Source organism: Pseudomonas sp. FG98, from assembly GCF_057808595.1.
This window is the reverse complement of record NZ_JBMDIJ010000059.1, coordinates 1-26,601: the sequence shown is the minus strand read 5'-3', so window position 1 is coordinate 26,601 and position 26,601 is coordinate 1. Positions and strand designations below refer to the sequence as shown.

Below are 26,601 nucleotides of genomic sequence, written 5' to 3'. Positions count from 1 at the left end.
CCGGGAGGCAGAAACATGAAAAATTTTTGGCTGCACTTGTGCGGCACGCTAGCGCTTTGCCTGTTTTTGGGGCTCGACGGGCTCCAGGCCCACGGCGCCGGCTTGCCGGATGCCCGTTACATCCAGAACGACTTTCTCCAGGAAACCGGGCGCTTCATGCCCATCGTGCGGGTCGACCTGAGCGCGGTGGCCGGCTCGAAGTTCGTCTATGTGCCCGCGGACCAGAGCTATTGAGCGAAAGGAGTGAGAGATGAGTGGATTATTGTGGCGTTTGCTATTGATTCTCTGCGTCTGCCTGGGTAGCCGACAGGCCCTGGCGCTCAATGGCGCGGAGGTGGCGCAACTGCTCAACCAGGCGTGGAGCAGCACGCCCGATCACTGCGTGGGTGAGCATCCTGCGTATTACTGTAGTGGCGTGATGCTCAAGCAGGTGGCCCCCGACGATCCGGCGCCCTTCTGGAGCCACGGGCCGGAGGCCATCGAGCGGGGCGCCGAGCGTTTCGACTACCTGCGCCGGGATATCGCCTCGGGGCCTCTGACCCAGGCCAGCGGCTATATCTTCGCCGACCGCTTCACTGCCATTGGCCAGGGCAAGGACTACCAGTTGCTGGGCGACGATGGCATGGACAGGCCGCCGGAGTTGTTGGTGCGCAATTGGGAAGACTTGCCGCCCGGGCAATTGCCGGTTCTGGCCGTGTATCACGATGCTGCGCGGCACACAGCATTGGCCCAGGCCCTGGTCAAGCAGAGGGCCTGGTTCCAGGCGACCGGCGAGTGGTTGCCGGTGCTGCAGATGCAGACCGACGAAGGGGGACAGTTGTCGTTCTCTTTCGACCTTGATCAGCAGCTCTACCTTGGTTATCAGGTGGCTGATCGGCTGAACCAGCGCTTTCGGGATACCTCGGCGACTTGTGCCGATGGTTCGGCCGCCTATAACTGCAATGGCGTGCTGATACGTGGCGTGTCGTCGGAGCGGCCCAGTTCCTGGAACCCCTTCCCGGATGCCATTGCGGACAACGGCGTGTCCTTTTCCTATCATCGCGCGGATCTGGGAATACACCGGACCATGTACGGCACCGGTTTCATTTTCCACGAGTTGCAGGTACCGGTGAGCAACCCGGTAACCCTGCGCTGTGCCTATGCGGGTGATGGCTTGACCGGCTCACCCGACCGCTGCAAGCCCGATTGCAGCCTCAAGGGCATTCATACCCTGGAGGACTACCGGCGTTTCTATCCCGACGGAGAGTTCGCTACGGATTGCAGCCTGGGGGCGGAGCCCCAGCCATTCCACCTGAACAACGAGGTGCGTCATGGTGTGGCCAATGATGTGTGGAATGAAGTCATCATCGCGCCCTGGCCGCTGGATATTCCGGAGCGCTTGCCGTTGGAGGCCTTCTGGCAGAATGTCGTGACCGAGACCCCCGGGCCGGCGCAGTTCATCCAGCGGGATTACATGCAGGCTACCGGTCGTTTCCTGCCGTTCGTGTGGGTTGATTTGAGTGCGACCGCGGAGCAGGTTTACCGCTATGACCCGCTGGACCAGGCATTTCAATAGCTTCACCTGACAGCGACTATCGACGCCGGCCCTGCCAGTACGCCTTTTTCTGCAAGGCATGCCGGGGCCGGGCGACGTCTTCCCGGGCAATCCGGGCGGTCGTCGCGACGTCGATGTCGCGGCGAACGGATTCTCCCATAACCCTTTGGCTTCAGGTACAATTCCCGGCTATTTTTCGGCGGGCGTCCGGCCCGCGGCCTTTTTGAGTGTTGATCCGTGAGTGATTTGAGTCATATCCGCAATTTCTCCATCATCGCCCACATTGACCACGGCAAGTCGACCCTGGCTGACCGGTTCATCCAGATGTGCGGTGGCCTGAGCGACCGTGAGATGGAGGCGCAGGTCCTCGATTCCATGGACCTGGAGCGCGAGCGCGGCATCACCATCAAGGCCCACAGCGTCACCCTGCACTACAAGGCGGGCGACGGCAAAACCTACCAGCTGAACTTCATCGATACCCCCGGCCACGTCGACTTCACCTATGAAGTCAGCCGCTCGCTGGCCGCCTGCGAAGGCGCGCTGCTGGTGGTCGACGCCGGACAGGGCGTCGAGGCGCAATCGGTCGCCAACTGCTACACCGCCATCGAGCAGGGCCTGGAAGTCATGCCGGTGCTGAACAAGATGGACCTGCCACAGGCCGATCCGGACCGCGTCAAGGACGAGATCGAGAAGATCATCGGCATCGACGCCACCGACGCCGTGGCCTGCTCGGCCAAGAGCGGCATGGGCGTGAACGAGGTGCTCGAGCGCCTTGTGCAGACCATCCCGGCGCCGGAAGGCGAAATCGATGCACCGCTGCAGGCGCTGATCATCGACTCCTGGTTCGACAACTACCTGGGCGTCGTCTCCCTGGTTCGTGTGCGTCACGGCCGGGTCAAGAAGGGCGACAAGATCCTGGTCAAGTCCACCGGCAAGATCCACCTGGTCGACAGCGTCGGTGTCTTCACCCCGAAACATACCCAGACCGCCGACCTCAAGGCCGGTGAAGTAGGCTTCATCATCGCCAGCATCAAGGACATCCACGGTGCACCGGTTGGTGACACCCTGACCCTGTCCTCGACCCCTGAAGTCGAAGTGCTGTCCGGTTTCAAGAAGATCCAGCCGCAGGTTTATGCCGGCCTGTTCCCTGTCAGTTCCGACGATTTCGAAGATTTTCGCGATGCGTTGCAGAAGCTGACCCTGAACGACTCGTCGCTGCAGTACACCCCGGAAAGCTCCGATGCCCTGGGCTTCGGCTTCCGTTGCGGCTTCCTCGGCATGCTGCACATGGAGATCATCCAGGAGCGCCTGGAGCGCGAATACGACCTGGACCTGATCACCACCGCGCCAAGCGTAATCTTCGAGGTCAAGCTCAAGACCGGCGAAACCATCTACGTCGACAACCCGTCGAAACTGCCGGACATCTCCTCGGTCGAAGACTTCCGCGAGCCGATCGTCGCCGCCACCATCCTCGTGCCCCAGGAGCACCTGGGCAACGTCATCACCCTGTGCATCGAGAAGCGTGGCGTGCAGCGCGACATGCAGTTCCTCGGCTCGCAGGTGCAGGTGCGCTACGACCTGCCGATGAACGAAGTGGTGCTGGACTTCTTCGACCGTCTCAAATCCACCAGCCGCGGCTATGCTTCGCTGGATTACCATTTCGACCGTTATCAGTCGGCCAACCTGGTCAAGCTCGACGTACTGATCAACGGCGACAAGGTCGATGCCCTGGCATTGATCGTGCACCGCGACAACGCGCACTACAAAGGCCGCGCGTTGACCGAGAAGATGAAGGAACTGATTCCTCGGCAGATGTTCGATGTGGCGATTCAGGCAGCCATTGGCGGCCAGATCGTTGCCCGGACCACGGTCAAGGCGCTCAGAAAGAACGTACTGGCCAAGTGCTACGGCGGCGACGTGAGCCGTAAGCGCAAGCTGTTGGAGAAACAGAAGGCTGGTAAGAAACGCATGAAACAGGTCGGCAACGTGGAAATCCCACAAGAAGCCTTCCTCGCCGTGCTCCGGTTGGATAGCTAGGTCCTATGTCACTAAATTTCCCGCTGTTGCTGGTCATCGCAGTCGCTGTCTGTGGGCTGCTGGCGTTGATCGATCTGTTGTTCCTGGCCCCGCGTCGGCGGGCTGCCATCGCCACCTATCAGGGCAGCGTCAGCCAGCCCGAGATGGCGGTGGTCGAACAGCTGAACAAGGAGCCGTTGCTGGTCGAGTACGGCAAGTCGTTCTTCCCGGTGCTGTTCATCGTGCTGGTGCTGCGCTCGTTCCTGGTCGAGCCGTTCCAGATCCCTTCGGGGTCGATGAAGCCGACCCTGGAAGTGGGCGATTTCATCCTGGTCAACAAGTTCTCCTATGGCATCCGCCTGCCGGTGATCGACAAGAAGGTCATCGAGGTCGGTGACCCGCAGCGCGGCGATGTGATGGTGTTCCGCTACCCCAGCGACCCGAACGTCAACTACATCAAGCGCGTGGTCGGCCTGCCGGGCGACCAGGTGCGCTACACCAGCGACAAGCGCCTGTATGTCAACGGCCAGCCGATCGCCGAGCAACTGGTCGGCGCCGAGCCGGGCACCCTGGGCAGCGCCGAGCTGTACAAGGAAAAACTCGGCGAGGCCGAGCACCTGATCCGCAAGGAGATGAGTCGCTACCGCATGCCGCCTGACCAATCCTGGACCGTGCCCGCCGGGCACTACTTCATGATGGGCGACAACCGCGACAACTCCAACGACAGCCGCTACTGGGACGATCCGTCGATTCCCAAGGAGCTGCTGGGCATGGTTCCGGACCAGAACATCGTCGGCAAGGCCTTTGCCGTATGGATGAGCTGGCCCGAGCCGAAACTCAGCCACTTCCCGAGCCTGTCGCGGGTAGGGCTGATCAAGTAGCACCTTCACGGCGCTGTCCTCCCGGACGGCGCCGAATGCTTTTCTGGCATAGGCTGTAACGAGGGGCCGGACGCGGTTCCCAGCCATCCAGGCGAGCAGCAATGAATCCAATACGTTTTTCAGGATCCGCATTTGAACAAGGCTTTGATCTCGACGGCCGCCGGCCGGACTGAACCGAACGGCACCGGCGCCCCGGCGTCGCCGCTGAACCACCACGAACTGCGCGTGGGGTCACTGTGAGCCCTTCCCTGAGTCGCCTGGAGCGCAAGCTCGGCTACACCTTCAAGAACCAGGAGCTGATGCTGCTGGCCCTGACCCACCGCAGCTATGCCGGACGCAACAACGAGCGCCTGGAATTCCTCGGTGATGCCATCCTCAACTTCGTCGCCGGCGAAGCCCTTTTCGAACGCTTCCCCCAAGCCCGCGAAGGCCAGCTGTCGCGCCTGCGTGCGCGGCTGGTAAAAGGCGAGACCCTGGCCCTGCTGGCCCGCGGCTTCGACCTTGGCGATTACCTGCGCCTGGGTTCCGGCGAGCTGAAAAGCGGTGGCTTCCGCCGCGAATCCATCCTTGCCGATGCTCTCGAAGCCCTGATCGGCGCGATCTACCTCGATGCCGACATGCAGACCGCCCGCGAGCGCGTGCTGTCCTGGCTGGCTGGCGAGTTCGACAGCCTGACCCTGGTGGACACCAACAAGGACCCGAAGACCCGCCTGCAGGAATTCCTGCAATCCCGGGCCTGCGAACTGCCCCGCTATGAAGTGGTGGATATCCAGGGCGAGCCGCATTGCCGGACGTTCTTCGTCGAGTGCGAAGTAACCCTGTTGACCGAAAAAAGCCGGGGGCAGGGTGTCAGCCGGCGTATCGCCGAGCAGGTTGCTGCCGCTTCGGCCTTGATCGCCCTGGGCGTGGAGAATGGCAATGACTGAACAGAACACTACCCGTTGCGGCTACGTCGCCATCGTCGGCCGCCCCAACGTCGGCAAGTCGACGCTGCTCAACCATATCCTCGGGCAGAAGCTGGCGATCACCTCGCGCAAGCCGCAGACCACCCGGCACAACATGCTCGGGATCAAGACCGAAGGTGATATCCAGGCGATCTACGTCGATACCCCGGGCATGCACAAGAGCAACGAAAAGGCGCTCAACCGCTACATGAACAAGACCGCCTCGGCGGCGTTGAAGGACGTCGACGTGGTGATCTTCGTGGTCGATCGCACCCGCTGGACCGACGAGGACCAGTTGGTCCTGGAGCGCGTGCAGTACGTGCAGGGCCCGGTGATCCTGGCGATCAACAAGACCGACCGCATCGAAGAGAAAGCCGACCTGATCCCGCACCTGCAATGGCTGCAGGAGCAACTGCCGAACGCCGAGATCGTGCCGATTTCCGCGCAGCAGGGGCATAACCTCGAATCCCTCGAAGCGCTGATCGCCAAGCACCTGCCGGAAAACGAGCATTTCTTCCCGGAAGACCAGATCACCGACCGCAGCAGCCGTTTCCTCGCCGCCGAACTGGTGCGGGAAAAGATCATGCGCCAGCTCGGCGCCGAGCTGCCGTACCAGATCACCGTGGAAATCGAGGAATTCAAGCAGCAGGGCCATGTCCTGCATATCCACGCGCTGATTCTGGTCGAGCGTGACGGGCAGAAGAAAATCATCATTGGCGACAAGGGCGAGCGCATCAAGCGCATCGGTTCCGAGGCGCGCAAGGATATGGAAGTGCTGTTCGACGCCAAGGTCATGCTCAACCTCTGGGTCAAGGTCAAGGGCGGCTGGTCCGACGACGAGCGCGCCCTGCGTTCCCTGGGCTACGGCGACCTGTAACTCCCCAGGCCCGATACCGTCCGGTGTCGGGCCGACTTTTCTGCGAACGCCATCATGGACCAGCCAGAGGCCCTGCCGGCCTACGTTCTGCATAACCGTGCCTACCGCGAAACCAGTGCCCTGGTGGACTTTCTCACGCCCCAGGGACGGTTCCGAGCGGTCATGCGCCGGGCCCGTGGCAAGGGCGGCAGCCTGGCGCGGCCGTTCCTGCCGCTGGAAATCGAGCTGCGCGGGCGCGGCGAGCTGAAGAACGTCGGTCGCCTCGACAGCGTCGGGGTGGCCGCCTGGCTGCATGGCGACGCGCTGTTCAGCGGGCTCTACCTGAATGAACTGCTGATCCGCCTGCTGCCGGCCGAAGATCCCCATCCCGCCTTGTTCGCCCACTACGCCGCGACCTTGCAGGCCCTGGCCGAAGGCCGCGCCCTGGAGCCGCTGCTGCGCAGTTTCGAATGGCGCCTGCTGGACGAACTGGGCTATGCCTTCGCCCTCGACCAGGACATCAACGGCGACCCGCTGGTGGCGGACGCCTGGTATCGCTTGCAGGTGGATGCCGGGCTGGAGCGGGTCTACCTGTTGCAACCCGGCCTGTTCAGCGGCAGCGAGCTGGCGGCCATGGCCGAGGCCGACTGGGACGCTCCCGGCGCCCTGAGTGCGGCCAAGCGCCTGATGCGCCAGGCCCTGGCGGTGCACCTGGGCGGTCGTCCGCTGGTCAGCCGGGAACTGTTTCGCAAGCGCTGAGCACGACGTATGCTGTCGGGCTCAATCTTCAGGAGAGCTTCTTCGTGACTCACAGCAACCGCATCCTTCTCGGCGTCAACATCGACCACGTGGCCACCCTGCGCCAGGCCCGTGGCACCCGATACCCCGACCCGGTCAAGGCCGCGCTGGACGCCGAAGAGGCGGGTGCCGACGGTATCACCGTGCACCTGCGCGAAGACCGCCGGCATATCCAGGAACGCGACGTGCTGGTGCTCAAGGACGTGCTGCAGACGCGCATGAACTTCGAGATGGGTGTCACCGAGGAAATGATGGCGTTTGCCGAGCGCATCCGCCCGGCGCACATCTGCCTAGTACCGGAAACCCGTCAGGAACTGACCACCGAAGGCGGTCTCGACGTCGTCGGCCAGGAAGCACGGATCAAGGCGGCGGTGGAGCGCCTGTCGAAGCTGGGCTCGGAAGTGTCGCTGTTCATCGATGCCGACGAGCGGCAGATCGAGGCGTCGCGCCGCGTTGGCGCACCGGCCATCGAACTGCACACCGGGCGTTATGCCGATGCCCATACCCCGGCGGAAGAAGCCGACGAGCTGAAGCGTATTGCCGATGGCGTGGCCTTTGGCCTGGGCCAGGGCCTGATCGTCAATGCCGGGCATGGCCTGCATTACCACAACGTCGAGGCGGTGGCGGCGATCAAGGGCATCAACGAGCTGAACATCGGTCATGCGCTGGTGGCCCATGCGCTGTTTGTCGGCTTCAAGGGGGCTGTGGCGGAAATGAAGGCGTTGATTCTGGCAGCCAGCCGGCGTTGATCTTTAGGGCCTCATCGCCGGCAACGCCGGCTCCCACAAGTATTGCGTACACCGCCGAACCCTGTGGGAGCCGGCGTTGCCGGCGATGAGGCCCTAACGGTCACTGAGGAAACACCAGACTGAACCGCGTCGGCCCATCCACCGCGCTTGCCACCTCGACCCGCCCCCCATGCACCTGCATGATCGACCTGACGATCGCCAACCCCAGTCCGGTCCCGCCATCCATCCGCGAACGCCCGCAACCCACCCGGTAGAAACGCTCGAACAGATGGGGCAGGTGCTCCGCGGCAATCCCTTTGCCGCCATTCTCCACCCAGCAGGCCAGCCCCTCGTCCCGTGGCTCGATGCCGATCTTCACCGTTTGCCCCTCCGGGCTGTGGCGGATCGCATTGCTCAACAGGTTCGACAGCGCCCGCTGGATCATCAGCCGATCGCCGCGCACCGTGCCCCAGCCGCGCACCTTCAGCTCAATGCCCTTGCTCTCTGCACTGAGATCGAACAACTCGGCCACCCGCCGCGTTTCTTCGCCCAGCGCCACCGGGTGCAACTGCATCGCAGCCTGCGGCTGCTCGACCTGGGCGAGAAACAGCATGTCGGTGATGATGCGGTTCAGCCGGGTCAGTTCCTCGATGCTGTCCTCCAGCGCCACCTTGTAGTCCTGCGGCGGCCGTTCGCGGCTGAGGGTCACCTGGGCCTTGCCCATCAGGTTGCTGATCGGCGTGCGCAGTTCGTGGGCCAGGTCGTCGGAAAACTGGGCGAGCTGGCCGACGCCGTTTTCCAGGCGGTCGAGCATCACGTTGATGCTCCGCGCCAGGGCTTGCAGCTCCTGCGGCAGGCGGGTTTCCGGCAGGCGGTGGGCGAGATCCTGGGCCGACACCTGTTCGGCGATCCGCCGGAAGCGGCGCAGCGGTGCCAGCCCGCCCTGGACCAGCTTCCAGGCGCAGACGCCGATCAGCAGCAACAACAGGGGCAAGGCGAGCAGGGTAGAGCGCAGGTAGGCGTGGAGCAGGTCGAGGTCTTCGCTGCGGTTGACCGTCAACAGCACCTGGACCGCCGTGCCGTCCTGCAGGCGCATGCTGCGCGCGGTGCTGAGCAACTGGTTGTTCTGGCTGTCGTTCCACTCGGTGAATGCCAGGCGCGGACCCACCGCGATCGGCTCGGCTGGTGCCTCCAGCGAAGGTCCCAGGCTCAGCCGTGCGGGATGCCGGGCGCTGTGCTCGACCACGCTGAGGCTGAGGTTGTCATGGCCCATCACCACATCCAGCAACGGATGGGCGCGGGCACTCAGGTCGGTGACCTTGAGGTCGACATTCAGGCTATGTTCGATCTGCTCCATCTTGCGTTCGAGGTGGTCGCGGGCGCGCCGGTCCAGCTCGCGGTCGAGGGCGAACACCGCCAGGGCGGCGAGCAGCAGCACCAGCGCCGCGCCCATCAGGATCACCCCCAGGCCGAGGCGCAGCGACAGGCGCATCGGTTTCATTCGCGGGCTTCCAGCACGTAGCCGACACCGCGCAGGGTATGGATCAGCTTGTTGTCGAAAGGATCGTCGATCTTGGCCCGCAGGCGGCGGATCGAGACTTCCACCACATTGGTGTCGCAGTCGAAATTCATGTCCCAGACCAGCGAGATGATCTGCGTCCGTGACAGCACCTCGCCGCTCTGGCGCATCAGCAGATGGAGCAGGGCGAATTCCTTGGCGGTCAGGTCGATGCGCTGGCCGTTGCGCCAGGCGCGGTGGCGGCCGGGGTCGAGTTCCAGACCGGCGACTTTCAGGGTGGCGGGTTGCAATGCCTGTTCGCTGCGACGCAGCAGGCTGCGCACCCGGGCCAGCAGTTCGGGAAATTCGAAGGGCTTGAGCAGGTAGTCATCGGCCCCCAGGTCGAGGCCCTTGACCCGGTCGGACAGGCGCCCGTGGGCGGTCAGCATCATGATCCGCGTGGCCGACTGCGCGCGCAGTTGTTGCAGCACGCTCCAGCCGTCCAGCTCCGGCAGGTTGACGTCAAGAATCACCAGGTCGTAGGACTGCTGCCGGGCCAGGTGCAGGCCGTCGGGGCCGGTGTGGGCGCAGTCGACCACATAGCCGTTTTCGCTGAGGCCCTGTTGCAGATAGGCGGCGGTGCGGACTTCGTCCTCGATGATCAGTAGGCGCATGGATGGGCTCGGCGGCAAAGGAGGCGCGATTCTCAAGCCTGAAGTGACTTCAGGGTCAAGCTGCGGGAGGGGAATGGTATGACAGGGTGTTGCCGAGGAGGGGAAGGTTACCGATTTGTAATGTTTCAGCCATCCGGCCGTTAGGTGACTTCGAGGGCCCTATCGCCGGCAAGCCTTCGATGGTGCGGCCGTGATCCGCCGGATCGAGAAAATCGCTCAGCGACTGGTATTTCATCCACTCGGTACTGCGCTGTTCCTCGACGCTGGTGGTGCTGACATCCACACAGCGCACATCGCTGAATCCGGCACGCCGCAACCAGCGCTCCAGCGCCGGCACCGAGGGCAGGAACCAGACGTTGCGCATCTGCGCATAACGGTCTTCCGGCACCAGCACCTGGTTTTCGTCGCCCTCGATGACCAGGGTCTCCAGGACCAGCTCGCCGCCCTTGAGCAGGCAATCCTTCAGCGCCAGCAGGTGCTCGATCGGCGAGCGGCGGTGGTAGAACACGCCCATGGAAAACACCGTGTCGAAGCCTTCCAGCGCCGCCGGCAGGTCTTCCAGGGCGAAGGGCAGGTGCCAGGCCGGCAGTTCCGGCAGATAGCGCTGCACCGCCTGGAACTGGCAGAAGAACAGCCAGTTCGGATCGATGCCGATCACGCTGTCAGCCCCGGCGCCGAGCATGCGCCACTGGTAGTAGCCATTACCGCAGCCGACATCCAGCACGCGCTTGCCGCGCAGGTCGAGGTGCGGGGCGACCCGCGACCATTTCCAGTCCGAACGCCATTCGGTGTCGACGTGCACGCCAAACAGGTCGAACGGACCCTTGCGCCAGGGCGACAGGCCCATCAAGGCGGCGCGTGCCTGCTCGCGGGTGGCGTCGTCGCAGGCGAAGTCCAGGCGCAGGCCGTTGACCAGGTCGACGTCGCTCGGCATCAGCGGAGGCAGGCGGTCCAGCGCGCTCTGCCAGCGCTCCAGGTCGCCGTGACCTTTTTCCAGCTTGGCATCGAGTTGGGCTTGCAGGCCTTGCGACCAGCTAGCCAGCGGGGTGCCCGCCAAGCGGCGGACCAGAGGGGACAGATCGATCATGGCAGGGCAATCAGGGAGGCGAAGTTAAGGCACTGGAACCACGGCACCACCTTGGAGAAGCCCGCAGCCTGCAGGCGCGCCCGGTGTTCTTCGAGGCTGTCGGGTTTCATCACGTTTTCGATGGCGCTGCGTTTCTGGGCGATTTCCAGCTCGCTGTAGCCGTTGGCGCGCTTGAAGGCGATATGCAGGTCGGTGAGCAGGGCATGCTCGTCGGCATCTGCGAAGCGCAGTTTTTCCGAGAGGATCAGCGCACCACCCGGCACCAGGGCCTGGCGGATGCGGCCGAGCAGGGCCAGGCGCGCGGCCGGTTCGATGAACTGCAAGGTGAAGTTCATCGCCACCACCGAGGCCGGTTGCAGCTCCAGCGCGGTGATGTCGGCTTCGATCACCTGCACCGGCAGCAACTCCTGGTACATGGCGTCCTGCGCCTTCAGGTACTCGCCACAGCGCTCGACCATGGCGGCCGAATTGTCCACCGCCACCACCCGGCAGCCATCGCTACGCACGTGGCGGCGCAGGGCCTGGGTCACGGCACCGAGGGAACTGCCGAGGTCGTAGAGCAGGGTGTCCGGGCGGGCGAACTGGGCGGCGAGCACGCCGATGTTCTCGACGATGGTCGGGTAGCCGGGCACCGAACGCTTGATCATGTCGGGGAACACCCGCACCACATCTTCGTTGAAGGTGAAGTCGGGCACCTGATCCAGCGCGGCGGCGAATAGACGGTCGGGTTCTTGGCTCACGGTCTGTACACGGGATGGTCGAAACGGGGCGACATTCTAGCCAAGTGAGGAAGCCATGCCTATGTGTTGCCGGACGGATGCCCGGCTTCGCTCCTGCCAGTCGGAGCTTTCCGCCATGGCGCAGCGACTGGCGACGACTTCGCCGCTGGCGGCTACGGCGTAGGTTGGTTCACCTGCCCTGCCGGACGGGGCAGCGCTCAGGTCCGGGAAGGACCCTTTGCACAGGACAACACCATGACCAGCCAAGAAGAAAACGAATCGCTGCAGGTGCTGGATGCCCAGCAGCGTGCCGAATTCGTACCCAAGCAGTATTTCGATGTCATCTCCAGCCGTGCCGAAAACAGCCGCATGCAACCGGCGCTGATTTTCACTGCGGACAACCTGAGAAGCATCAAGCGTTACGCGCACTACGTATTGCGCCTGCCGAAGAGCGTCGAGGAAATCAACGGCAGCCATGACTTCTCCCTGCTCGGCATCGACGTCACCCACGTCGATCGCCTCTATACCAACCTGCGTACCCACGTCAGTGCCTGGGATGTGCTCGAACGGGAAACCAAGACCCTCGGCACCCGCCTCGATCTGTTCGCCGGCACCTTTATCGGAGAGGGCGGCGCGCTGATTGAAAAGCTCGCGGCCACCGAAGCCTTCCGCACCCTGAAAGCCCGTTTGGGCGATGTGGTGGACGAGGTGTCGCTGGAGCGGGTCGGCTTCAGCCAGATCGGCGAGCGCGAGCGCGGGCAGATCGCCAGCCTGGGCAACTACCTTGACCTGATCAGCGAGGACGTCGCCGAGGTCAAGTTGCGCATCACCGCGATCAAGGAGCGCGCCCAGTGGTTCACCGACGCGGTGGTCCGCCAGTTGCGCCCGGAAACCGACGCGCTGAACCGGCAGATCAAGGATGTCAGCCCGGAGAAGGTCATCGATGGCCTGCGCGCGAAGATCGTGCCGCTGGACAAGGAGATCGAGAAGATGGATGCCACCTACCAGAAGCTGGTAGGGCTGGCCTTCACCGGACTGGCCTTCGGGCCCATCGGCGTGGCGATCACCGGTGGTGTGTACGGCGCCCAGGCCGAGACGGTACGCCTGAACAACCAGCGCCTGCGCCGCGAGCGCGAGACGCTGGTGAGGCAGATCGCGACCATCAGCCCGATGGTCGGGGTGTTCGAAAACACCAGCCTGCAGATCGCCGACCTGAAGTTCCGCCTGACCGAGGTGCAGACGGCGGCGAAGAACCTCGAGGATGTCTGGCACATGCTCGGCGTCTATCTCGAACAGTCCGGCGAGGAACTGGGCCTGATCACGACCGATATCGAACTGGCCACCTTCATCCTGCGCTTCGAACGGGTCTTGCGTCCGTGGCACAGCATTCGCGACATCTCCTCGCAACTGTCGAAGATCTTCAACGAAACCATGGATGAAATCAGCAAGGAAGGAACCTCGTCATGAGTCAGCCCAACCCGGATTCGTTACCCGACATCAGTCGGATGAACGACTTGAAGGAAGCGTTTCTCAAGCAGCTCTACAGCACTACCCCGGCCCTGCTGCCGGCCCTTCGCGAGCAACTGGAAGGGCTGTCGACCCGCTTGCTGGACGTCGACCGCCTGCTCTCCGAGCGGGTACTCAGCGCCGTGGTATTGCTGACTAACCACAAATGGGGTGACCTCGCCCTGCAGTTGGTGGAGAGCCCTGGCCAGGCCGCGATCCTCGAACAGGACGCCCTGCGTGACCGGCAGCGCCTGGAAAGCAAGGGCCAGGATATCGCCGATGCCCTGGCTGCGCTGGGCAAGGCCAGGTTGCCGGCGGTGGGCGAGCGGATCGAGACCCTGGTGGCGCAACACGATGGCCTGAGTGCATCGATCGCCAACCAGAACGCGCGCATCGCCGATCTCGAGAGCCAACTGGCGGCGATGGACCAGGTGATCGGCGCCTTCGAAGCACCTGACCTGCTGTCGATTTTCAAGAGCCTGATCCCGACCGAAGAAGAAGTGATCCTGGTGCAGAAGACGCTGGTCAAGGCCGTCGATCCGCTGACGCTGATCGCGGCGGCGCGGGTCTTCGCCGACAAGCTTGCGGGGCAGCTCGAAGGACGCAAGTTTTCCGAGGTGGTCAAGCTGCGCTCGCGCAAGGTGGCCGAAGCCAACGTGCTGGCCAACGAGCTGCTTGACTGGGAAACCCGGCGGGCATCGCTGCAGCGCGAGCTGGATCAGTTGCCGAAGGTCGAGGCCCTTGGTTGCATGCGTGACCAGTGGCTGGAGCAGGCGGTCACCCTGGCCCAGGGCTGGACCGAGCAGATCAAGGTGATCAGGGCGCAGACCGACCTCCCGGCCATGGCCGCTGCCCTGAGTACGATGGAGGAGTATTTGCTGGCGGTACGCCGGCGCTATGAAGCGGTCTAGTTGACCCTGATCACGCAATCGAAGCTCCGCGCCGGCGGTTCTTCGGGCGCCCAGGGCTGCTGGTAGACCAGCACCAGATGGCCTTCACCGGCGGCCTTGGCGCGCAGGCGCCAGGTGGAAAGGCCATCGCTGCCGACCATGCCGTCATTGTTGTTGCTGCTGTAGACCTCGGGGCCGAGGCTGTTGAGGATGGCGTTGGCCGGGTTCTGCAGCAGCCAGCGGTAGCCGGTGCTGGGGTTGCTCGGCAGGGACAGGGTCAGGGCTTGGCCGACATTCAGTTCGATCGGGCACTGGCTCTGTTTTTCCACCACCACCGGCTCGGTGCGGGTGGTGTCGTGGGAGCAGGCGGCAAGCAGGCTGAAGCCCGACAGCAGGGCGGTACGGCGGATCTTCATGAAGCACTCCGGAGCGCAGTGTTGACATGCGACCGGAGCTTAAACCGGAAGAGTGCCGCAGTTCTACCGGGAGCATTCTTCAGCGCGGTACTGTGGGAGCGGGTTTACCCGCGATTACGATGGTGGCGCCACCGACGCAATCGCGGGTAAACCCGCTCCCACAGTGTTTGGCTGACGGGCCGGAGGCTTCAGCTGAACAACACCTTCGCCACATCCCCGAAGCGCTTGGCGAAATGCACGGTCAGGCCCTGCTTCAGGTACTCCGGCAGTTCCTGGAAGTCGCCGCGGTTGGCCTCCGGCAGGATCAGTTCGAAGATCTTCTGCCGCCGCGCCGCGATCACCTTCTCGCGTACCCCGCCAATCGGCAGCACGGCGCCGGTGAGGGTCATCTCGCCGGTCATCGCCACACCCTTCTTCGGTACCTGGTCCCGCGCCAGCGAGAGCAAGGCGCTGGCCATGGTGATGCCGGCACTCGGGCCGTCCTTCGGCGTGGCGCCCTCAGGCACGTGCAGGTGGACGAAGGCCTCGTTGAAGAAGGTCGGATCACCGCCAAACTGCTTCAGGTGCGAGCTGACATAGCTGTAGGCGATTTCCGCAGACTCCTTCATCACATCACCCAGTTGCCCGGTGAGCTTGAAGCCACGGTTCAGGGTATGGATGCGGGTTGCCTCGATCGGCAGGGTGGCGCCGCCCATGCTGGTCCAGGCCAGTCCGGTGATCACACCCTTGCCGGCCAGGACCTGCTCGCTACGGAATACCGGCATGCCCAGGGCCGCTTCGAGGTCCTTCGGTCCGATCTTGATGGTTGCGTCCGGCTCGTCGAGCAGGCGCACCACTGCCTTGCGCACCAGCTTGCCCAGTTGTTTCTCCAACTGGCGTACCCCGGCTTCCCGGGCGTAACCCTCGATCACCGTACGCAGCGCCGCGTCGCTGATGCTCAGGCTGGTCTTGGCCACCCCGGCCTTTTCCAGTTGCTTGGGCCACAGGTGGCGCTTGGCGATGGCCAGTTTTTCCTCGGTGATATAGCCGGACAGGCGAATCACTTCCATACGGTCGAGCAACGGCCCGGGGATCGAGTCGAGGGTGTTGGCGGTACACACGAACAACACCTTGGACAGGTCCAGGCGCAGGTCCAGGTAGTGGTCGAGGAAGTCGACGTTCTGCTCCGGATCGAGGGTTTCCAGCAGCGCCGAGGCGGGGTCGCCCTGGTAGCTCTGGCCCATCTTGTCGATCTCGTCGAGCATGATCACCGGGTTCATCACCTCGACATCCTTCAGTGCCTGCACCAGCTTGCCCGGCTGGGCGCCGATGTAGGTGCGGCGGTGGCCCTTGATCTCGGCCTCGTCGCGCATGCCGCCGACGCTGAAGCGATAGAACGGCCGGCCGAGGGACTCGGCGATGGACTTGCCGATGCTGGTCTTGCCCACCCCGGGCGGGCCCACCAGCAGGACGATGGAGCCGCTGATCTCGCCCTTGTAGGCGCCCACGGCGAGGAATTCGAGAATCCGGTCCTTGACGTCATCCAGCCCGGAATGGTGCTGGTCGAGGACCTTGCGCGCGTGCTTGAGGCTGAGCTTGTCGCTGCCATACACGCCCCAGGGCAGGGCGGTGGCCCATTCCAGGTAGTTGCGGGTGACGGCGTACTCCGGCGATCCGGTTTCGAGGATCGCCAGCTTGCCCAGCTCTTCGTCGATACGCTTCTGAGCGGTGGGCGGCAGGGTCTTGCCTTCAAGGCGCTGCTTGAACTGTTCGAGGTCGGCGCTGCGGTCGTCCTTGGTCAGGCCCAGCTCCTGCTGGATGACCTTGAGCTGCTCCTTGAGGAAGAACTCGCGCTGGTGCTCGCCGATCTGCCGGTTCACTTCGGCGGAAATCTCGTTCTGCAGGCGCGCGACCTCGACCTCCTTGCGCAGCATCGGCAGGACTTTTTCCATGCGCTTGAGGATCGGCACGCAGTCCAGCACTTCCTGGAGCTGCACGCCGGTGGCCGAGGTCAGGGCTGCGGCGAAATCGCTGAGCGGCGACGGGTCGTTGGGACTGAAGCGGTTCAGGTAGTTCTTCAGCTCTTCGCTGTACAGCGGGTTGAGCGGCAGCAGTTCCTTGATCGCATTGATCAGCGCCATGCCGTAGGCCTTCACCTCGTCGGTGGGCTCGGGGCTCTGGTGCGGGTATTCGACTTCCACCAGGTACGGCGGGCGATGGTGCTTGAGCCAGGTGCGGATGCGCACCCGGGTCAGGCCCTGGGCGACGAATTGCAGCTTGCCGTTCTCGCGGCTGGCGTGGTGCACCTTGACCAGGGTGCCGTACAGCGGCAGGGCCGAGGTGTCGAAATGGCGATGGTCCTGCAGCGGCTCGTCCATGAAGAACAGGGCCAGGCTGTGGTGCGGGGTCTTGGCCACCAGGTCGAGGGTTTCTGCCCAGGGTTCCTCATTGACGATCACCGGCAGCACCTGCGCGGGGAAGAACGGGCGGTTGTGGATCGGGATCACGTAGACCTTGTCCGGCAGTTGCTGGCCGGGCAGGGCGAGGGTGCGGCCGGTCGGGTCGCTGTCGTCGAGATGTTCTACTTCGGCGTATTCGTCGGGATGTTCCGGGAGATCCTGCTGGTCGCTCATGGGGCACCTGCGTGAATGACTATGGTGCTTAGATGGGGCGGTAGGAGGGTGGTTTCAATGCCTGACGGCTTTTGTCGGGAAGGCCGTATGAAAGATGCAGCTTAGTGCATGTACGGGACAGTGATCGCCAAATGCTACTGTAGTGGCTGTCGCCCATCAGGGTCTAGGGAGTTGCCAATGGACGTTGCACTGAAGCGCATCAACCGGGAATTGCAGGACATCAGCAAGGATCCGCCGGCCAACTGCTCGGCGGGGCCGCTGGGCGAGGATTTCTTCCATTGGCAGGCCACGCTGATGGGGCCGCGGGATACGCCCTACGAGGGCGGGGTATTTTTCCTGGACGTGCAGTTTCCCAAGGACTACCCGACGAAGCCGCCGGCAATTACCTTCAAGACGCCGGTCTGGCATCCGAACATCGACAGCGACGGGCGGGTCGGGCTGGAGATTCTCGATGAAAACTGGACCCCGGCGCTGACCCTGTCGAAGGTGCTGCTGAGCATCACTTCGTTGCTCTGCGATCCGGATCCACGCGGCGCGCTGAACCTGGAAGCGGTGCTGGAGTACCAGCGGGCGCGGGTGCAGTTCGACAAGACGGCGCGGGAGTGGACGCGGAAGTTTGCCATGTAGCCTTGTGCTGGTTTTGAGGGCCCCATCGCTGGCAAGCCAGCTCCCACAGGTACTGCATGCACCGATTCTGTGGGAGCTGGCTTGAAGCCAGCGATGAGGCCCTCAAGAGCAATCAGTTAGGCAATTTGTAAGCGATGATGTAATCGCCCATCTTGGTCCCCAGCGACCCATGCCCGCCAGCCGTCACCAGCACGTACTGCTTGCCATCCTTGCCGGTGTAGGTCATCGGCGTCGCCTGGCCACCCGCTGGCAGGCGGGCTTTCCACAGCACTTCACCGGTATTCACGTCATAGGCGCGCAGGTACTGGTCCAGGGTGCCGCTGAGGAAGCCCAGGCCGCTGGCAGTGACGATCGAACCGCCCATGCTCGGTACGCCGATCGGCAGGCCGATCGGGATCGGCGAGCTGTCGCGGCTGGTGCCGTTCTTGTGCTTCCACACCACCTTGTTGCTGAGCAGGTCGATCCCCGCCACATAGCCCCAGGCCGGCGCCTGGCAAGGCACGCCCAGCGGCGACATGAACGGATGCATGATCACCGCGTACGGCGCGCCGGTATTCGGCTGCACGCCGCTGGTTTCGCTTTCGCGCTTGCTGCCTTCGGCCACGTCGGCACGCGGCACCATTTTCGAGACGAAGGCCATGTAGTTCGGGCTGGTGAACAGCAACTGGCGCACCGGATCCACCGAGACGCTGCCCCAGTTGAACACGCCGACGTTACCCGGATAGACCAGCGAGCCCTGCTCCGACGGCGGGGTGTACTGGCCTTCGTAGCGCAACTGGCGGAACTGGATGCGGCAGAGCATCTGGTCGAACGGGCTGGCGCCCCACATGGCCTGTTCGGTCAGGTCGGGACCGAGCAGGTTGAGCTCGGAGCGGGCCTGGGTCGGCGCGGTGTGGTCGCCTGGCACCGCGCCTTGCGGCACCGGGATCTCGTGGATCGGCACGATGGCGCTGCCGTCGCGACGGTCGAGCACGTACAGGCTGCCTTGCTTGGTCGGGGCGATCAGCGCCGGCTTGACGCCGTCGGCGGTCTTCAGGTCGATCAGGGTCGGCTGGCTGCCGACGTCCATGTCCCACAGGTCGTGGTGGGTGAACTGGTAGTTCCAGCGCACCTTGCCGGTGGCCAGGTCGAGGGCGACGATGCCGGCGCTGAATTTCTCCGCGCCCGGCGTGCGGTCGGCACCCCACTGGTCCGGGGTCTGGTTGCCCAGCGGCAGGTAGACCATGCCCAGGTTCTCGTCGACGCTGGCCAGCGACCACATGTTCGCCGAGTTGCGGCTGTAGGTCTTGCCCGGAGCCAGCGGCTTGGTGTCGTCCGGGTTGTTGCTGTCCCAGTTCCACACCAGATGGCCGTCGTGCACGTCATAGGCGCGGATCACGCCGGACGGTTCGTTGGTCGACTCGTTGTCGGTGACGTGGCCGCCAATGATCACCAGGCTGCGGGTGATCGCTGCTGGCGAAGTGGAGTAGTAGCCACCGGCGGTGAACGGGCCGATGCCCTGGGTCAGGTCGATGGTGCCCTGGTTGGCGAAGCCGTCGCAGACCTTGCCGTTATCGGCGTTGAGCACGATCAGGCGGGCGTCGGCGGTGGGCAGGTAGAGACGCCGCGGGCAGGCGCGGGCCACGGCCTGGCCGGCTTCGGAGATCTTCGGCGCCGGGCTGCCGTCGGCGTTGACGTACTGGTTTTCGTCGTAATACGAGACGCCGCGGCAGGTCATGTGGGCGAAGCCCTTGAAGCTGCCGACCGGGCTCTTGATCTGCGGGTCGAAGCGCCAGATTTCCGCGCCGGTGTCCGGGTCCAGGGCCAGCACCTTGCTGTGCGCGGTGCAGGCGTAGAGCATGCCGTTGACCTTCAGCGGGGTGTTCTGGTTGGTCAGCTCGACCGGATCGTCGGCGCTGGGCATGTCGCCGGTGCGGATGCTCCAGGCTTCTTCCAGTTGGTAGATGTTGGTCGGGGTGATCTGCCGCAGCGGCGAGTAGCGGTCGCCGAATTCGGTACGACCGTAGGCCTGCCAGTCACCGTCGGGCATATCCGGGGCGGTGTTGAACAGCGTGGTGGTGTCACGGCCCAGTTGGCCCTTGATCTCGCCCGGATGGGTGAACTGGCTGGCGATGGCGGTGGCACCGGAGGCAACCACCGCAACGCCGAGCACCGCCAGGTTGATGCGCGCCGGCTTGCCGGCCAGGCCACGCAGCGGGCGCCGCGCCCAGGGCAGCAGCAGGACCACGCCAAGGGCGAACCACAGGGCCAGGCGTGGTACCAGTTGCCACCAGTCCAGGCCCACCTCCCACAGTGCCCATGCCGTGCTGCCCAGCAGCACCAGGCCATACAGGCCCAGGGCATGCTTGCGCAGGGCCAGCAGCATGATCCCGGAAACGGCGAAGCCGATGCCGGCAATCAGGTAATACAGCGAGCCGCCCAGTTGCATCAGCTTGATGCCGCCGGCCACCAGGGCCATGCCCATCAGCAACAGCAGCACACCGAGCAGTCTCGGTAGCCAGCGGGTTCCGTCTGCACTCATTGAATGTTCCCCCTCAGTTTGAAAGCGTGGGCCCACTGGGCCTTTAAACGTGGCTCTTAAAAATGACTCTGGATCTTCAAGCCGCCGACCAGCGCGTCGTCCACCTCGTGTACCCCGCCCGGATGGCGGATGTACTGCAGGTTCGGGCGCAGGGTGAGCCAGTTGGCCAGGTGGATGCCGTAGTACAGCTCGGCGCTGTACTCGGTGTCCTGGACCGGCAGGAAGGCGGGATTGTCGTAATCGTCGATGCCGGCGGCGCGGTTATGCGCTTCGGCGTTCTTGCGGTAGGCGGGATTGACGTGCACGCGGGCCAGGGCGAAACCGATGTCGTCCTGCGCCCTGGCGTCGAACGGCCCCTTGTACACCACACCTGCCTGAACGTAGTTGTCGATGGCATTGGTCTTCTTGTCGTGCAGCGTGGCATTGGCGAAAACGCTCAGGCCACGGGAATGGTCGCTGGCCAACGACGTCACCTGCTGCTGTGCCCCCAGCCAGAAACCGTGCTTGCTCGAACGGCTGCGGTAGTTCTGGCCACTCAGTGCGGCGGACTGGTCGTTGTCGTCGCGGTAAACATCCTTGGCATTGGCATTACTGTAGTAGTAGCCCGCCCGATATTCCCCTTTAAGGCCTCTGATTGCCGGGCTCCAGACCAGTTCAACCGGGAACATCGCGCCCTGGGTGCCACTGCCGCTGAGCTTGAAGCCGTTATTGCGCTCCAGGTTCGACGGGTTCTGCTCGAAGGCACCGACCTGGGCGTACAGCTCGGGGGTGAGGTTGTAGCGCACCCGCGCCGCCCACTGGCTGACCGGCCAGTTGTACCAGCTGTCGCCGACCCAGTTGCCGACCTGGGAGCCGCAGAAGGCCAGGTTCTGGAAGTCGCAGGGGAAGCTGTTGAAGTCCTCGCCCTCGCCGAAGCGGCCGACTTTCACATCGAGGGCACCGTCGAAGTACTTCTGCTTGATCCACATCTGCGTCAGCCGCCAGGTCTGGCCGCGGCCCCAGACTTCCTGGGCCGAGGTGAAGCCACCGACCCGCGGGTCGGTGATGCGGTCGTTGCTGATGTTGTTGCCGTGGCGCTCGGTGATGGTCAGCTGGAACTCGGTATCGTCCCAGCCGAGGATCTTCTCCAGGTCCAGGTGGCTGCCGAAGGCGAACTGATCGCTGTAGCGGGTCGTGCGGTCATGGTCGTAACCGCCGTGCAGGTTGCTGCCCATCTCCCCGGTGTAGTCCAGGCTGAAGTCGTAGCCGCGGGCGGCCAGCTCGCTGCGGCTGCCGTTCCAGTCGCCGAGCATCCAGGGCGAGTCGGAATCGAACAGGGCAGTGGCCTGGGTCGGTGCGGCAAAAGCGCAGAGCAGCGGCGCGGCGAGGAGTGGGAAAGCAGGGTGGCGAGGCATGAGATAGCGCTATCTTGTGATGGTCAAAAAAAACGGCAGATATCCCGGCGTTGGGGTTTCGCCAGGATTCTTGTGCAAATTCAGGGTGATTAAGCGTTTCAGCTTGGGGCGGGGAGGATATAGAGGATTGCTTGGGTTGAAAAGGTTGAGTGTGGTTAGGAAGTTTTGTGGGATTGGTAACAATCTTGTGTCGATCATCAGGGCCTTATCGCCGGCAATGCCGGCTCCCACAGGTTTCGCGGCGCATCCGCAACCCTGTGGGAGCCGGCCGGGCGGCGATCCGATTGCCGGCGATTGAGGGCACCACGGATCAGAAGGTGGTACGCAGCCCCACTTCCACACTGCGCCCCGCCGCCGGCGCCACATCCCGCAGGATCGAGCTGGCATAGCGCACGGTCTGGTCGGTCAGGTTCTCCCCGCGCACGAACGCCAGCCACTCGCTCTCACCGACGTTGAAGCGATAACCGACACTGGCCCCCAACGTGGTGTAGCCATCGGTGCTGGTTTCATTGGCCGGCTTGCGATGCTGCGAGGCGGCATGCTGCACGTCGACCCGCGCCTGCCAGCGATCCAGGTTCCACACGAGGCCGCTGTTCAGGCGCAGCGGGGCGATGCGTGGCAGGTCTTCGCCGGTGTCGAGGTTCTTCGCCCGGGTGTAGTCACCGGAGAGTTCCAGGGCAAAGCTGCCATAGCGGTTTTCCAGCAGTTGCCAGCGATCCTGCGCCTCGATCCCGTAGAAGCGTGCACGCACGCCGCTGTACAGGTACTCGGGGATGCCGTCGGCGTCGTGGTCATGGTCGTGATCATCATGGTCGTCATCGCCATGGTCATGGCCTTCACGCAGTTCGCCACTGGCCAGCAGGCCGATGTAGTTGCGGAAGTGGCTGTAGAACACGCCGACGCTGCCCTTGTGCGTGCCGTTGTCGAAACGCAGGGCGAGGTCGCCGGAGATGGCCTTTTCCTTCGACAGGTTCGGATCGCCGACTTCATAGGCACCGGTGGCGACGTGGGCGCCGTTGGCGTACAGCTCGTAGAAGGTCGGTGCGCGCTCGGTGTAGCCGAGGCTGGCGGCCAGCGACCAGATCGGCGTCAACTGGTACACCGCGCCGGAGGACAGGCTGGCCGCGGTGAAGCTGCTGGAACTGTCGGCCTCGGCGAAGCGCTCGTTGCCCTTGGCGTCCGGATCCACCTTGGTATGTTCCAGGCGGCCGCCCAGGCTCAGGGCCAGGCGCTCGGTGGCCTGCCACTGTTCGAGGACGAACAGGGCGACGCTGTCGGTATCGGTCTGCGGTACGAAGGCTTCTTCGCCGAGGGCGGAGAATTCATTGCGGTTGACCTGCGCGCCGATCACCCCTTCCACCGGCCCCAGCGGCTGGTGACGGGCCTCGACCCGGGCCTCGTAGCCCTTGTTCTTGAAGGTGGTGTGGACTTCGCCTTCCTCCAGCTCACTGTGCTTGTAGTCGGTGTAGCCGAGGTCGACCTTCACCGAGCTGAACGGGCCTTCCAGGTCGCGGATTTCCGAAGCGAAGCCGTAGTGATCCTGCTCCATCGCCAGGCGCACGCCGGATTCGGCCACTGAGCCGTAGTTGCCGTCGTAGCGGCTGTAGGACACGCCGGTGTAGCCGTGCTCCCAGGTGTAGGAACCACCGATGGCACCGCCGTCCTGGCGGCCGTCGCTGTTTTCCAGGCGATGGCGGCTGCCCGGTTCGTCGGCATCGCGGACCTTCGAGCTCTGGGCGTAGCCGGGGATACGCAGGTCGTTGAACTGGCGGCTGTTGGCGTCCAGGTGCAGGGCGAAGCGACCATCACCGGCCTCCAGCTTGCCCGCTGCGCTGCGGGTGGTGTCGGCGCCGCCATAGCGCAGTTCGCCGGCACCATGGATGCCTTCGATGGCCTCGGTGGGGATGCGGTTGTCGAAGGTGTTGACCACCCCGCCGATGGCGCTGCCGCCATAGAGCAGGGCGGCCGGGCCACGGACGATTTCCACCCGGTCGACGTTCACCGGGTCCAGCGGCACGGCATGGTCGTAGGACAGCGACGAGGCATCCAGCGCGCCGACGCCATTGCGCAGCAGGCGAATGCGGTCGCCATCCAGGCCACGGATGATCGGCCGGCTGGCCCCCGGGCCGAACCAGGTGGACGACACGCCGGGCTCGCCATTGAGGGTTTCGCCGAGGCTGCCTTTCTGTTGCAGCAGCAGTTGATCGCCTTCGAGGACGGTGCTCGGGGTGGCCAGTTGTGCGTTGCCCAGCGGATTGCCGGTGATCACTTGTGGCTCCAGTTCCAGTGCCTGGCTGGGCGACGACGCCAGCCACAGGGCGACGGCGAGGGGCGAGAGGGGAAGGGGGAGGTAACGCATGCGGGGTCCTTGGCAGAGGTCATGAATGGTTACACTATAACATTTCAGTGAAATCAAAATGCAATCCCTGCGCCGGGCGATCCCGCTGGCTAGACTTGCTGGAAGCATTTGCCCCGGGGCCGAAAGCGGCCTAAGGTGCGCACCTTCGTTTGTCTGGAGCCCTGGCATGACTGCCACTGACAAGAACCCGCTGCATGGCGTGACCCTGGAACAGATCCTCAATGCCTTGGTGGCCCATTACGAATGGCCCGGGCTGGCGCAGCGCATCGATATCCGCTGCTTCAAGAGCGACCCGAGCATCAAGTCGAGCCTGACCTTCCTGCGCAAGACGCCCTGGGCACGGGAGAAGGTCGAAGGCCTGTATCTGAAGATGCTGCGTGACATCAAACGCGGGCAGTAGGCCGATGACGGCGCAACGCTGGACCGGAGCCGCCGCCGTGCTCGGCTGGTTCGGCCTGGCGGTGCAGATGTACCTGATCCTGATCGCCCGTTGGCAGGACCAGGCCAGCCTGCTGGGCGGTCTGGTGAACTTCTTCGGTTTCTTCACCGTGCTCAGCAATATCCTTGTCGCCTCCGTGCTCACCGCCGACGCGTTCGCTCGCGAGTCGTCGGCGCGGCGATTCTGGCTGGCGCCCTGGGTCGCTTCCGGGGTGCTGGCGAGCATTCTCTTTGTGGCGATTGCCTACAGCCTGCTGCTGCGCCATCTCTGGCAACCCCAGGGTTGGCAATGGCTGGCGGACGGGCTGTTGCACGACGTGATGCCGGCGCTGTTCGCCGTGTATTGGTGGTTGCGGGTGCGGAAGGGCAGCCTGCGGCTCGACCATTTGCTGGCCTGGACCCTGTATCCGCTGGCGTATTTCGGTTATGCGCTGTTACGTGGACAGTGGGTCGGGTTCTACCCCTATCCCTTTATCGATGTGACCGCGCTGGGCTATCCGCGGGTGCTGCTTAATGCACTGGTGATGCTCGTCGCGTTCGTCGGCCTCGGCTTGTGCGTCATCGGCCTCGACCGCTGGCAGGGCAGGCGCCTGGCCAAGGCCAGGACGCAGCCCTGAGGGCGGGGCTTACTCGTCGTCGTTCGGATCGAGGCGCCAGTAGGCGGCGGCCTTGAGCCGGTCATCCGCCACGCCTTTCTCTTCCAGCAGCAGCGCCTTGGCCTTGCGGGTCAGGGCCTTCTCCAGCGCGACCCAGGCGTACAGCTCGCCGGCCGGCAGTTGCAGGTCGGCCAGTACGTCGAGCACCGACTGCTGGTGCCGCTCGACCCAGATCACCTCGACATCGGCCTTGCTCGGCAGCGGCTGGCGCTCCTGTGCATCCTCGATCTCGATCACCACCAGCACCTTGCGCCCGGCGGACAGTTCTTCGAGGCGGCGGCCGATGGCCGGGATGGCGGTTTCATCGCCCACCAGCAGGTAGCTGTCGAAGATATCCGGCACTACCAGCGAGCCGCGCGGGCCGGCGATGTTCAGCGTATGCCCGGGTTTGGCCTGGGCCGCCCAGGTCGAGGCAGGGCCGTCGCCATGCAGGACGAAGTCCAGATCCAGTTCGTTGTTGACCAGGTCGATGCGCCGCGGGGTGTACTCGCGCATGGTCGGCTTGACGCCTTCCTTGGGCAGGTCGAGGGCGTCCATGGCCGCCTGTTCCGCGGCGTTGTTGGCGAACAGCAGTTTGACGTGATCGTCGCTGCCCAGGCTGATGAAGCCCTGCAACTGGGCACCGCCGAGGGTGATGCGGCGCATGCGCGGGGTGAGATCGACCACCCGCAGCACGCTCAACTGGCGGTGTTTGATCTCGTGCATGACGCGGTGGATGGTGTTTTCGTTCGAAGTCATTCGGAAAGCTCCTGGGAAGGGGAGGTAACAGGTCCGGCAACGATGGCTTTCGCGGTTTCGTTGAGCAGGTTGCGTACCCGCTCTATTTCTTGTGGGTTCCAGCGCCCGCTGTGCATCTGCAGGGCATGGCGCAGGTTGTGTACGGCTTCGTGGATCTCCGGCGGACGGTCATGGCCGCGCAGCGAGCGCTTGCTCACCTCGATGCGGGTACGCACGCCGTCCAGGGCCACGGCCTGTTCCTTCAGCGACTCGCGCCCGGCCTCGGTGGCCTGGTAGAGCTTCTTGCTGCCATGGACTTCGCCAGTGATCAGTTCGCTCTCTTCAAGGTAGGTCAGGGTCGGGTAGATGACGCCGGGGCTCGGGCTGTAGTTGCCGTCGAACAGGCTCTCGATCTGGCGGATCAGGTCGTAGCCGTGGCAGGGCTGCTCGGCCAGCATGGCCAGCAACAGCAGTTTCAGATCGCCCGGGGCGAATACCCGCGGGCCACGGTCGCCGCGCTCACGACGGCGTTCGAAGCCTTCGGATTCGCGGGGGCCGCAGGAGTGATCGCGCATGGGGTTGCCTCTTGAGTCTTACGATATGTCGCAAGATATTACTCAAGATATATCTTATTGCAAGCCTGGGTGCCGAAAGGTGTGGTGTTTTTCAGGTCCCCATCGCTGCATGGGTATCTACACAACTTCAGATCACCACAAAATGATGCACCGCC

Annotated in this window: 23 protein-coding genes and 1 pseudogene; 13 read left to right on the top strand and 11 right to left on the bottom strand. The window is 64.1% G+C overall.

Annotated elements, in window-relative coordinates:
• The first annotated feature begins 15 nt into the window (after positions 1–15).
• The 8 genes from ACODSK_RS24585 (at position 16) to pdxJ (ending at position 7,778) form a co-directional block, all read left to right on the top strand.
• On the top strand, positions 16–234 hold the full coding sequence (locus tag ACODSK_RS24585; protein ID WP_489019691.1) for a hypothetical protein: 219 nt from the start codon (positions 16–18) through the stop codon (positions 232–234).
• Positions 235–250: 16 nt separating this feature from the next.
• Positions 251–1,555 carry a hypothetical protein gene (locus ACODSK_RS24580; RefSeq protein ID WP_489019690.1) on the top strand — a complete coding sequence of 435 codons (1,305 nt, stop codon included), beginning with the start codon at positions 251–253 and terminating at the stop codon, positions 1,553–1,555.
• Between the two features lie 216 nt (positions 1,556–1,771).
• Complete coding sequence (gene lepA / locus ACODSK_RS24575) at positions 1,772–3,571, top strand: translation elongation factor 4 (protein ID WP_489019689.1); 1,800 nt, start codon at positions 1,772–1,774, stop codon at positions 3,569–3,571.
• A gap of 5 nt (positions 3,572–3,576) precedes the next feature.
• On the top strand, positions 3,577–4,431 hold the full coding sequence (gene lepB, locus ACODSK_RS24570; protein ID WP_489019688.1) for a signal peptidase I: 855 nt from the start codon (positions 3,577–3,579) through the stop codon (positions 4,429–4,431).
• 236 nt (positions 4,432–4,667) lie between these two features.
• On the top strand, positions 4,668–5,357 hold the full coding sequence (rnc, locus tag ACODSK_RS24565; RefSeq protein ID WP_489019687.1) for a ribonuclease III: 690 nt from the start codon (positions 4,668–4,670) through the stop codon (positions 5,355–5,357).
• Positions 5,350–6,252, top strand: a complete 903-nt coding sequence (gene era / locus ACODSK_RS24560; RefSeq protein WP_489019686.1) for a GTPase Era — start codon at positions 5,350–5,352, stop codon at positions 6,250–6,252. Before rnc ends, era begins: the two co-directional genes overlap by 8 nt.
• A gap of 54 nt (positions 6,253–6,306) precedes the next feature.
• Positions 6,307–6,990 (top strand): DNA repair protein RecO, encoded by a 684-nt coding sequence (gene recO, locus ACODSK_RS24555; protein WP_489019685.1) that lies wholly within the window; start codon positions 6,307–6,309, stop codon positions 6,988–6,990.
• Positions 6,991–7,034: 44 nt separating this feature from the next.
• The gene (pdxJ, locus tag ACODSK_RS24550; RefSeq protein ID WP_489019684.1) at positions 7,035–7,778 is read left to right on the top strand and encodes a pyridoxine 5'-phosphate synthase; all 744 of its coding nucleotides are present in this window, start codon (positions 7,035–7,037) and stop codon (positions 7,776–7,778) included.
• A 100-nt stretch (positions 7,779–7,878) separates the two neighbouring features.
• On the opposite strand, the gene ACODSK_RS24545 is transcribed toward pdxJ, so the two are convergent.
• The 4 genes and pseudogenes from ACODSK_RS24545 to cmoA all read right to left on the bottom strand — a co-directional run bounded on the left by ACODSK_RS24545 (position 7,879) and on the right by cmoA (position 11,756).
• Positions 7,879–9,258, bottom strand: a complete 1,380-nt coding sequence (locus ACODSK_RS24545; protein WP_489019683.1) for a heavy metal sensor histidine kinase — start codon at positions 9,256–9,258, stop codon at positions 7,879–7,881.
• On the bottom strand, positions 9,255–9,929 hold the full coding sequence (locus ACODSK_RS24540) for a heavy metal response regulator transcription factor (protein ID WP_489019682.1): 675 nt from the start codon (positions 9,927–9,929) through the stop codon (positions 9,255–9,257). The genes ACODSK_RS24545 and ACODSK_RS24540 overlap by 4 nt, the downstream gene beginning before the upstream one ends.
• A gap of 163 nt (positions 9,930–10,092) precedes the next feature.
• Positions 10,093–11,016, bottom strand: a pseudogene (gene cmoB, locus ACODSK_RS24535) (tRNA 5-methoxyuridine(34)/uridine 5-oxyacetic acid(34) synthase CmoB); the annotation flags it as partial.
• Positions 11,013–11,756 carry a carboxy-S-adenosyl-L-methionine synthase CmoA gene (cmoA, locus tag ACODSK_RS24530; RefSeq protein ID WP_489019681.1) on the bottom strand — a complete coding sequence of 248 codons (744 nt, stop codon included), beginning with the start codon at positions 11,754–11,756 and terminating at the stop codon, positions 11,013–11,015. The pseudogene cmoB and the gene cmoA, both read right to left, overlap by 4 nt.
• A 234-nt stretch (positions 11,757–11,990) precedes the next feature.
• On the opposite strand from cmoA, the gene ACODSK_RS24525 reads away from it, so the two are divergent.
• Both ACODSK_RS24525 and ACODSK_RS24520 read left to right on the top strand, forming a co-directional pair.
• Positions 11,991–13,202, top strand: a complete 1,212-nt coding sequence (locus ACODSK_RS24525) for an alpha-xenorhabdolysin family binary toxin subunit A (RefSeq protein WP_489019680.1) — start codon at positions 11,991–11,993, stop codon at positions 13,200–13,202.
• Complete coding sequence (locus ACODSK_RS24520) at positions 13,199–14,152, top strand: alpha-xenorhabdolysin family binary toxin subunit B (RefSeq protein WP_489019679.1); 954 nt, start codon at positions 13,199–13,201, stop codon at positions 14,150–14,152. Before ACODSK_RS24525 ends, ACODSK_RS24520 begins: the two co-directional genes overlap by 4 nt.
• Here the strand turns inward: ACODSK_RS24520 and ACODSK_RS24515 are convergent.
• The gene (locus ACODSK_RS24515; protein ID WP_489019678.1) at positions 14,149–14,547 is read right to left on the bottom strand and encodes a protease inhibitor I42 family protein; all 399 of its coding nucleotides are present in this window, start codon (positions 14,545–14,547) and stop codon (positions 14,149–14,151) included. The genes ACODSK_RS24520 and ACODSK_RS24515 overlap by 4 nt on opposite strands.
• A gap of 188 nt (positions 14,548–14,735) precedes the next feature.
• The gene (lon, locus tag ACODSK_RS24510; RefSeq protein WP_489019677.1) at positions 14,736–17,159 is read right to left on the bottom strand and encodes an endopeptidase La; all 2,424 of its coding nucleotides are present in this window, start codon (positions 17,157–17,159) and stop codon (positions 14,736–14,738) included.
• A 177-nt stretch (positions 17,160–17,336) separates the two neighbouring features.
• Between lon and ACODSK_RS24505 the strand changes: the two genes are divergently transcribed.
• Positions 17,337–17,786, top strand: coding sequence for a ubiquitin-conjugating enzyme E2 (locus ACODSK_RS24505; protein WP_489019676.1), 450 nt, complete (start codon positions 17,337–17,339; stop codon positions 17,784–17,786).
• A 112-nt stretch (positions 17,787–17,898) separates the two neighbouring features.
• Here ACODSK_RS24505 and ACODSK_RS24500 read toward each other — a convergent pair whose 3' ends face one another.
• The 3 genes from ACODSK_RS24500 to ACODSK_RS24490 form a co-directional block, all read right to left on the bottom strand.
• Entirely contained in the window at positions 17,899–20,307 is a 2,409-nt protein-coding gene (locus tag ACODSK_RS24500) for a glucose/quinate/shikimate family membrane-bound PQQ-dependent dehydrogenase (RefSeq protein ID WP_489019675.1), read from the bottom strand.
• 56 nt (positions 20,308–20,363) lie between these two features.
• Positions 20,364–21,701 (bottom strand): carbohydrate porin, encoded by a 1,338-nt coding sequence (locus ACODSK_RS24495; RefSeq protein ID WP_489019674.1) that lies wholly within the window; start codon positions 21,699–21,701, stop codon positions 20,364–20,366.
• Between the two features lie 310 nt (positions 21,702–22,011).
• Positions 22,012–24,060 (bottom strand): TonB-dependent receptor, encoded by a 2,049-nt coding sequence (locus ACODSK_RS24490; protein WP_489019673.1) that lies wholly within the window; start codon positions 24,058–24,060, stop codon positions 22,012–22,014.
• 166 nt (positions 24,061–24,226) lie between these two features.
• Here ACODSK_RS24490 and ACODSK_RS24485 point away from each other — a divergent pair, with 166 nt between their 5' ends.
• On the top strand, positions 24,227–24,460 hold the full coding sequence (locus ACODSK_RS24485) for a VF530 family protein (protein ID WP_489019672.1): 234 nt from the start codon (positions 24,227–24,229) through the stop codon (positions 24,458–24,460).
• Between the two features lie 4 nt (positions 24,461–24,464).
• Positions 24,465–25,115, top strand: coding sequence for a Pr6Pr family membrane protein (locus ACODSK_RS24480; protein WP_489019671.1), 651 nt, complete (start codon positions 24,465–24,467; stop codon positions 25,113–25,115).
• Positions 25,116–25,124: 9 nt separating this feature from the next.
• Here ACODSK_RS24480 and ACODSK_RS24475 read toward each other — a convergent pair whose 3' ends face one another.
• On the bottom strand, positions 25,125–25,892 hold the full coding sequence (locus tag ACODSK_RS24475; protein ID WP_489019670.1) for a siderophore-interacting protein: 768 nt from the start codon (positions 25,890–25,892) through the stop codon (positions 25,125–25,127).
• A complete protein-coding gene (locus tag ACODSK_RS24470) occupies positions 25,889–26,446 on the bottom strand; it encodes a PadR family transcriptional regulator (RefSeq protein ID WP_489019669.1) in 558 nt (185 codons plus the stop codon). The genes ACODSK_RS24475 and ACODSK_RS24470 overlap by 4 nt, the downstream gene beginning before the upstream one ends.
• Positions 26,447–26,601 lie beyond the last annotated feature (155 nt).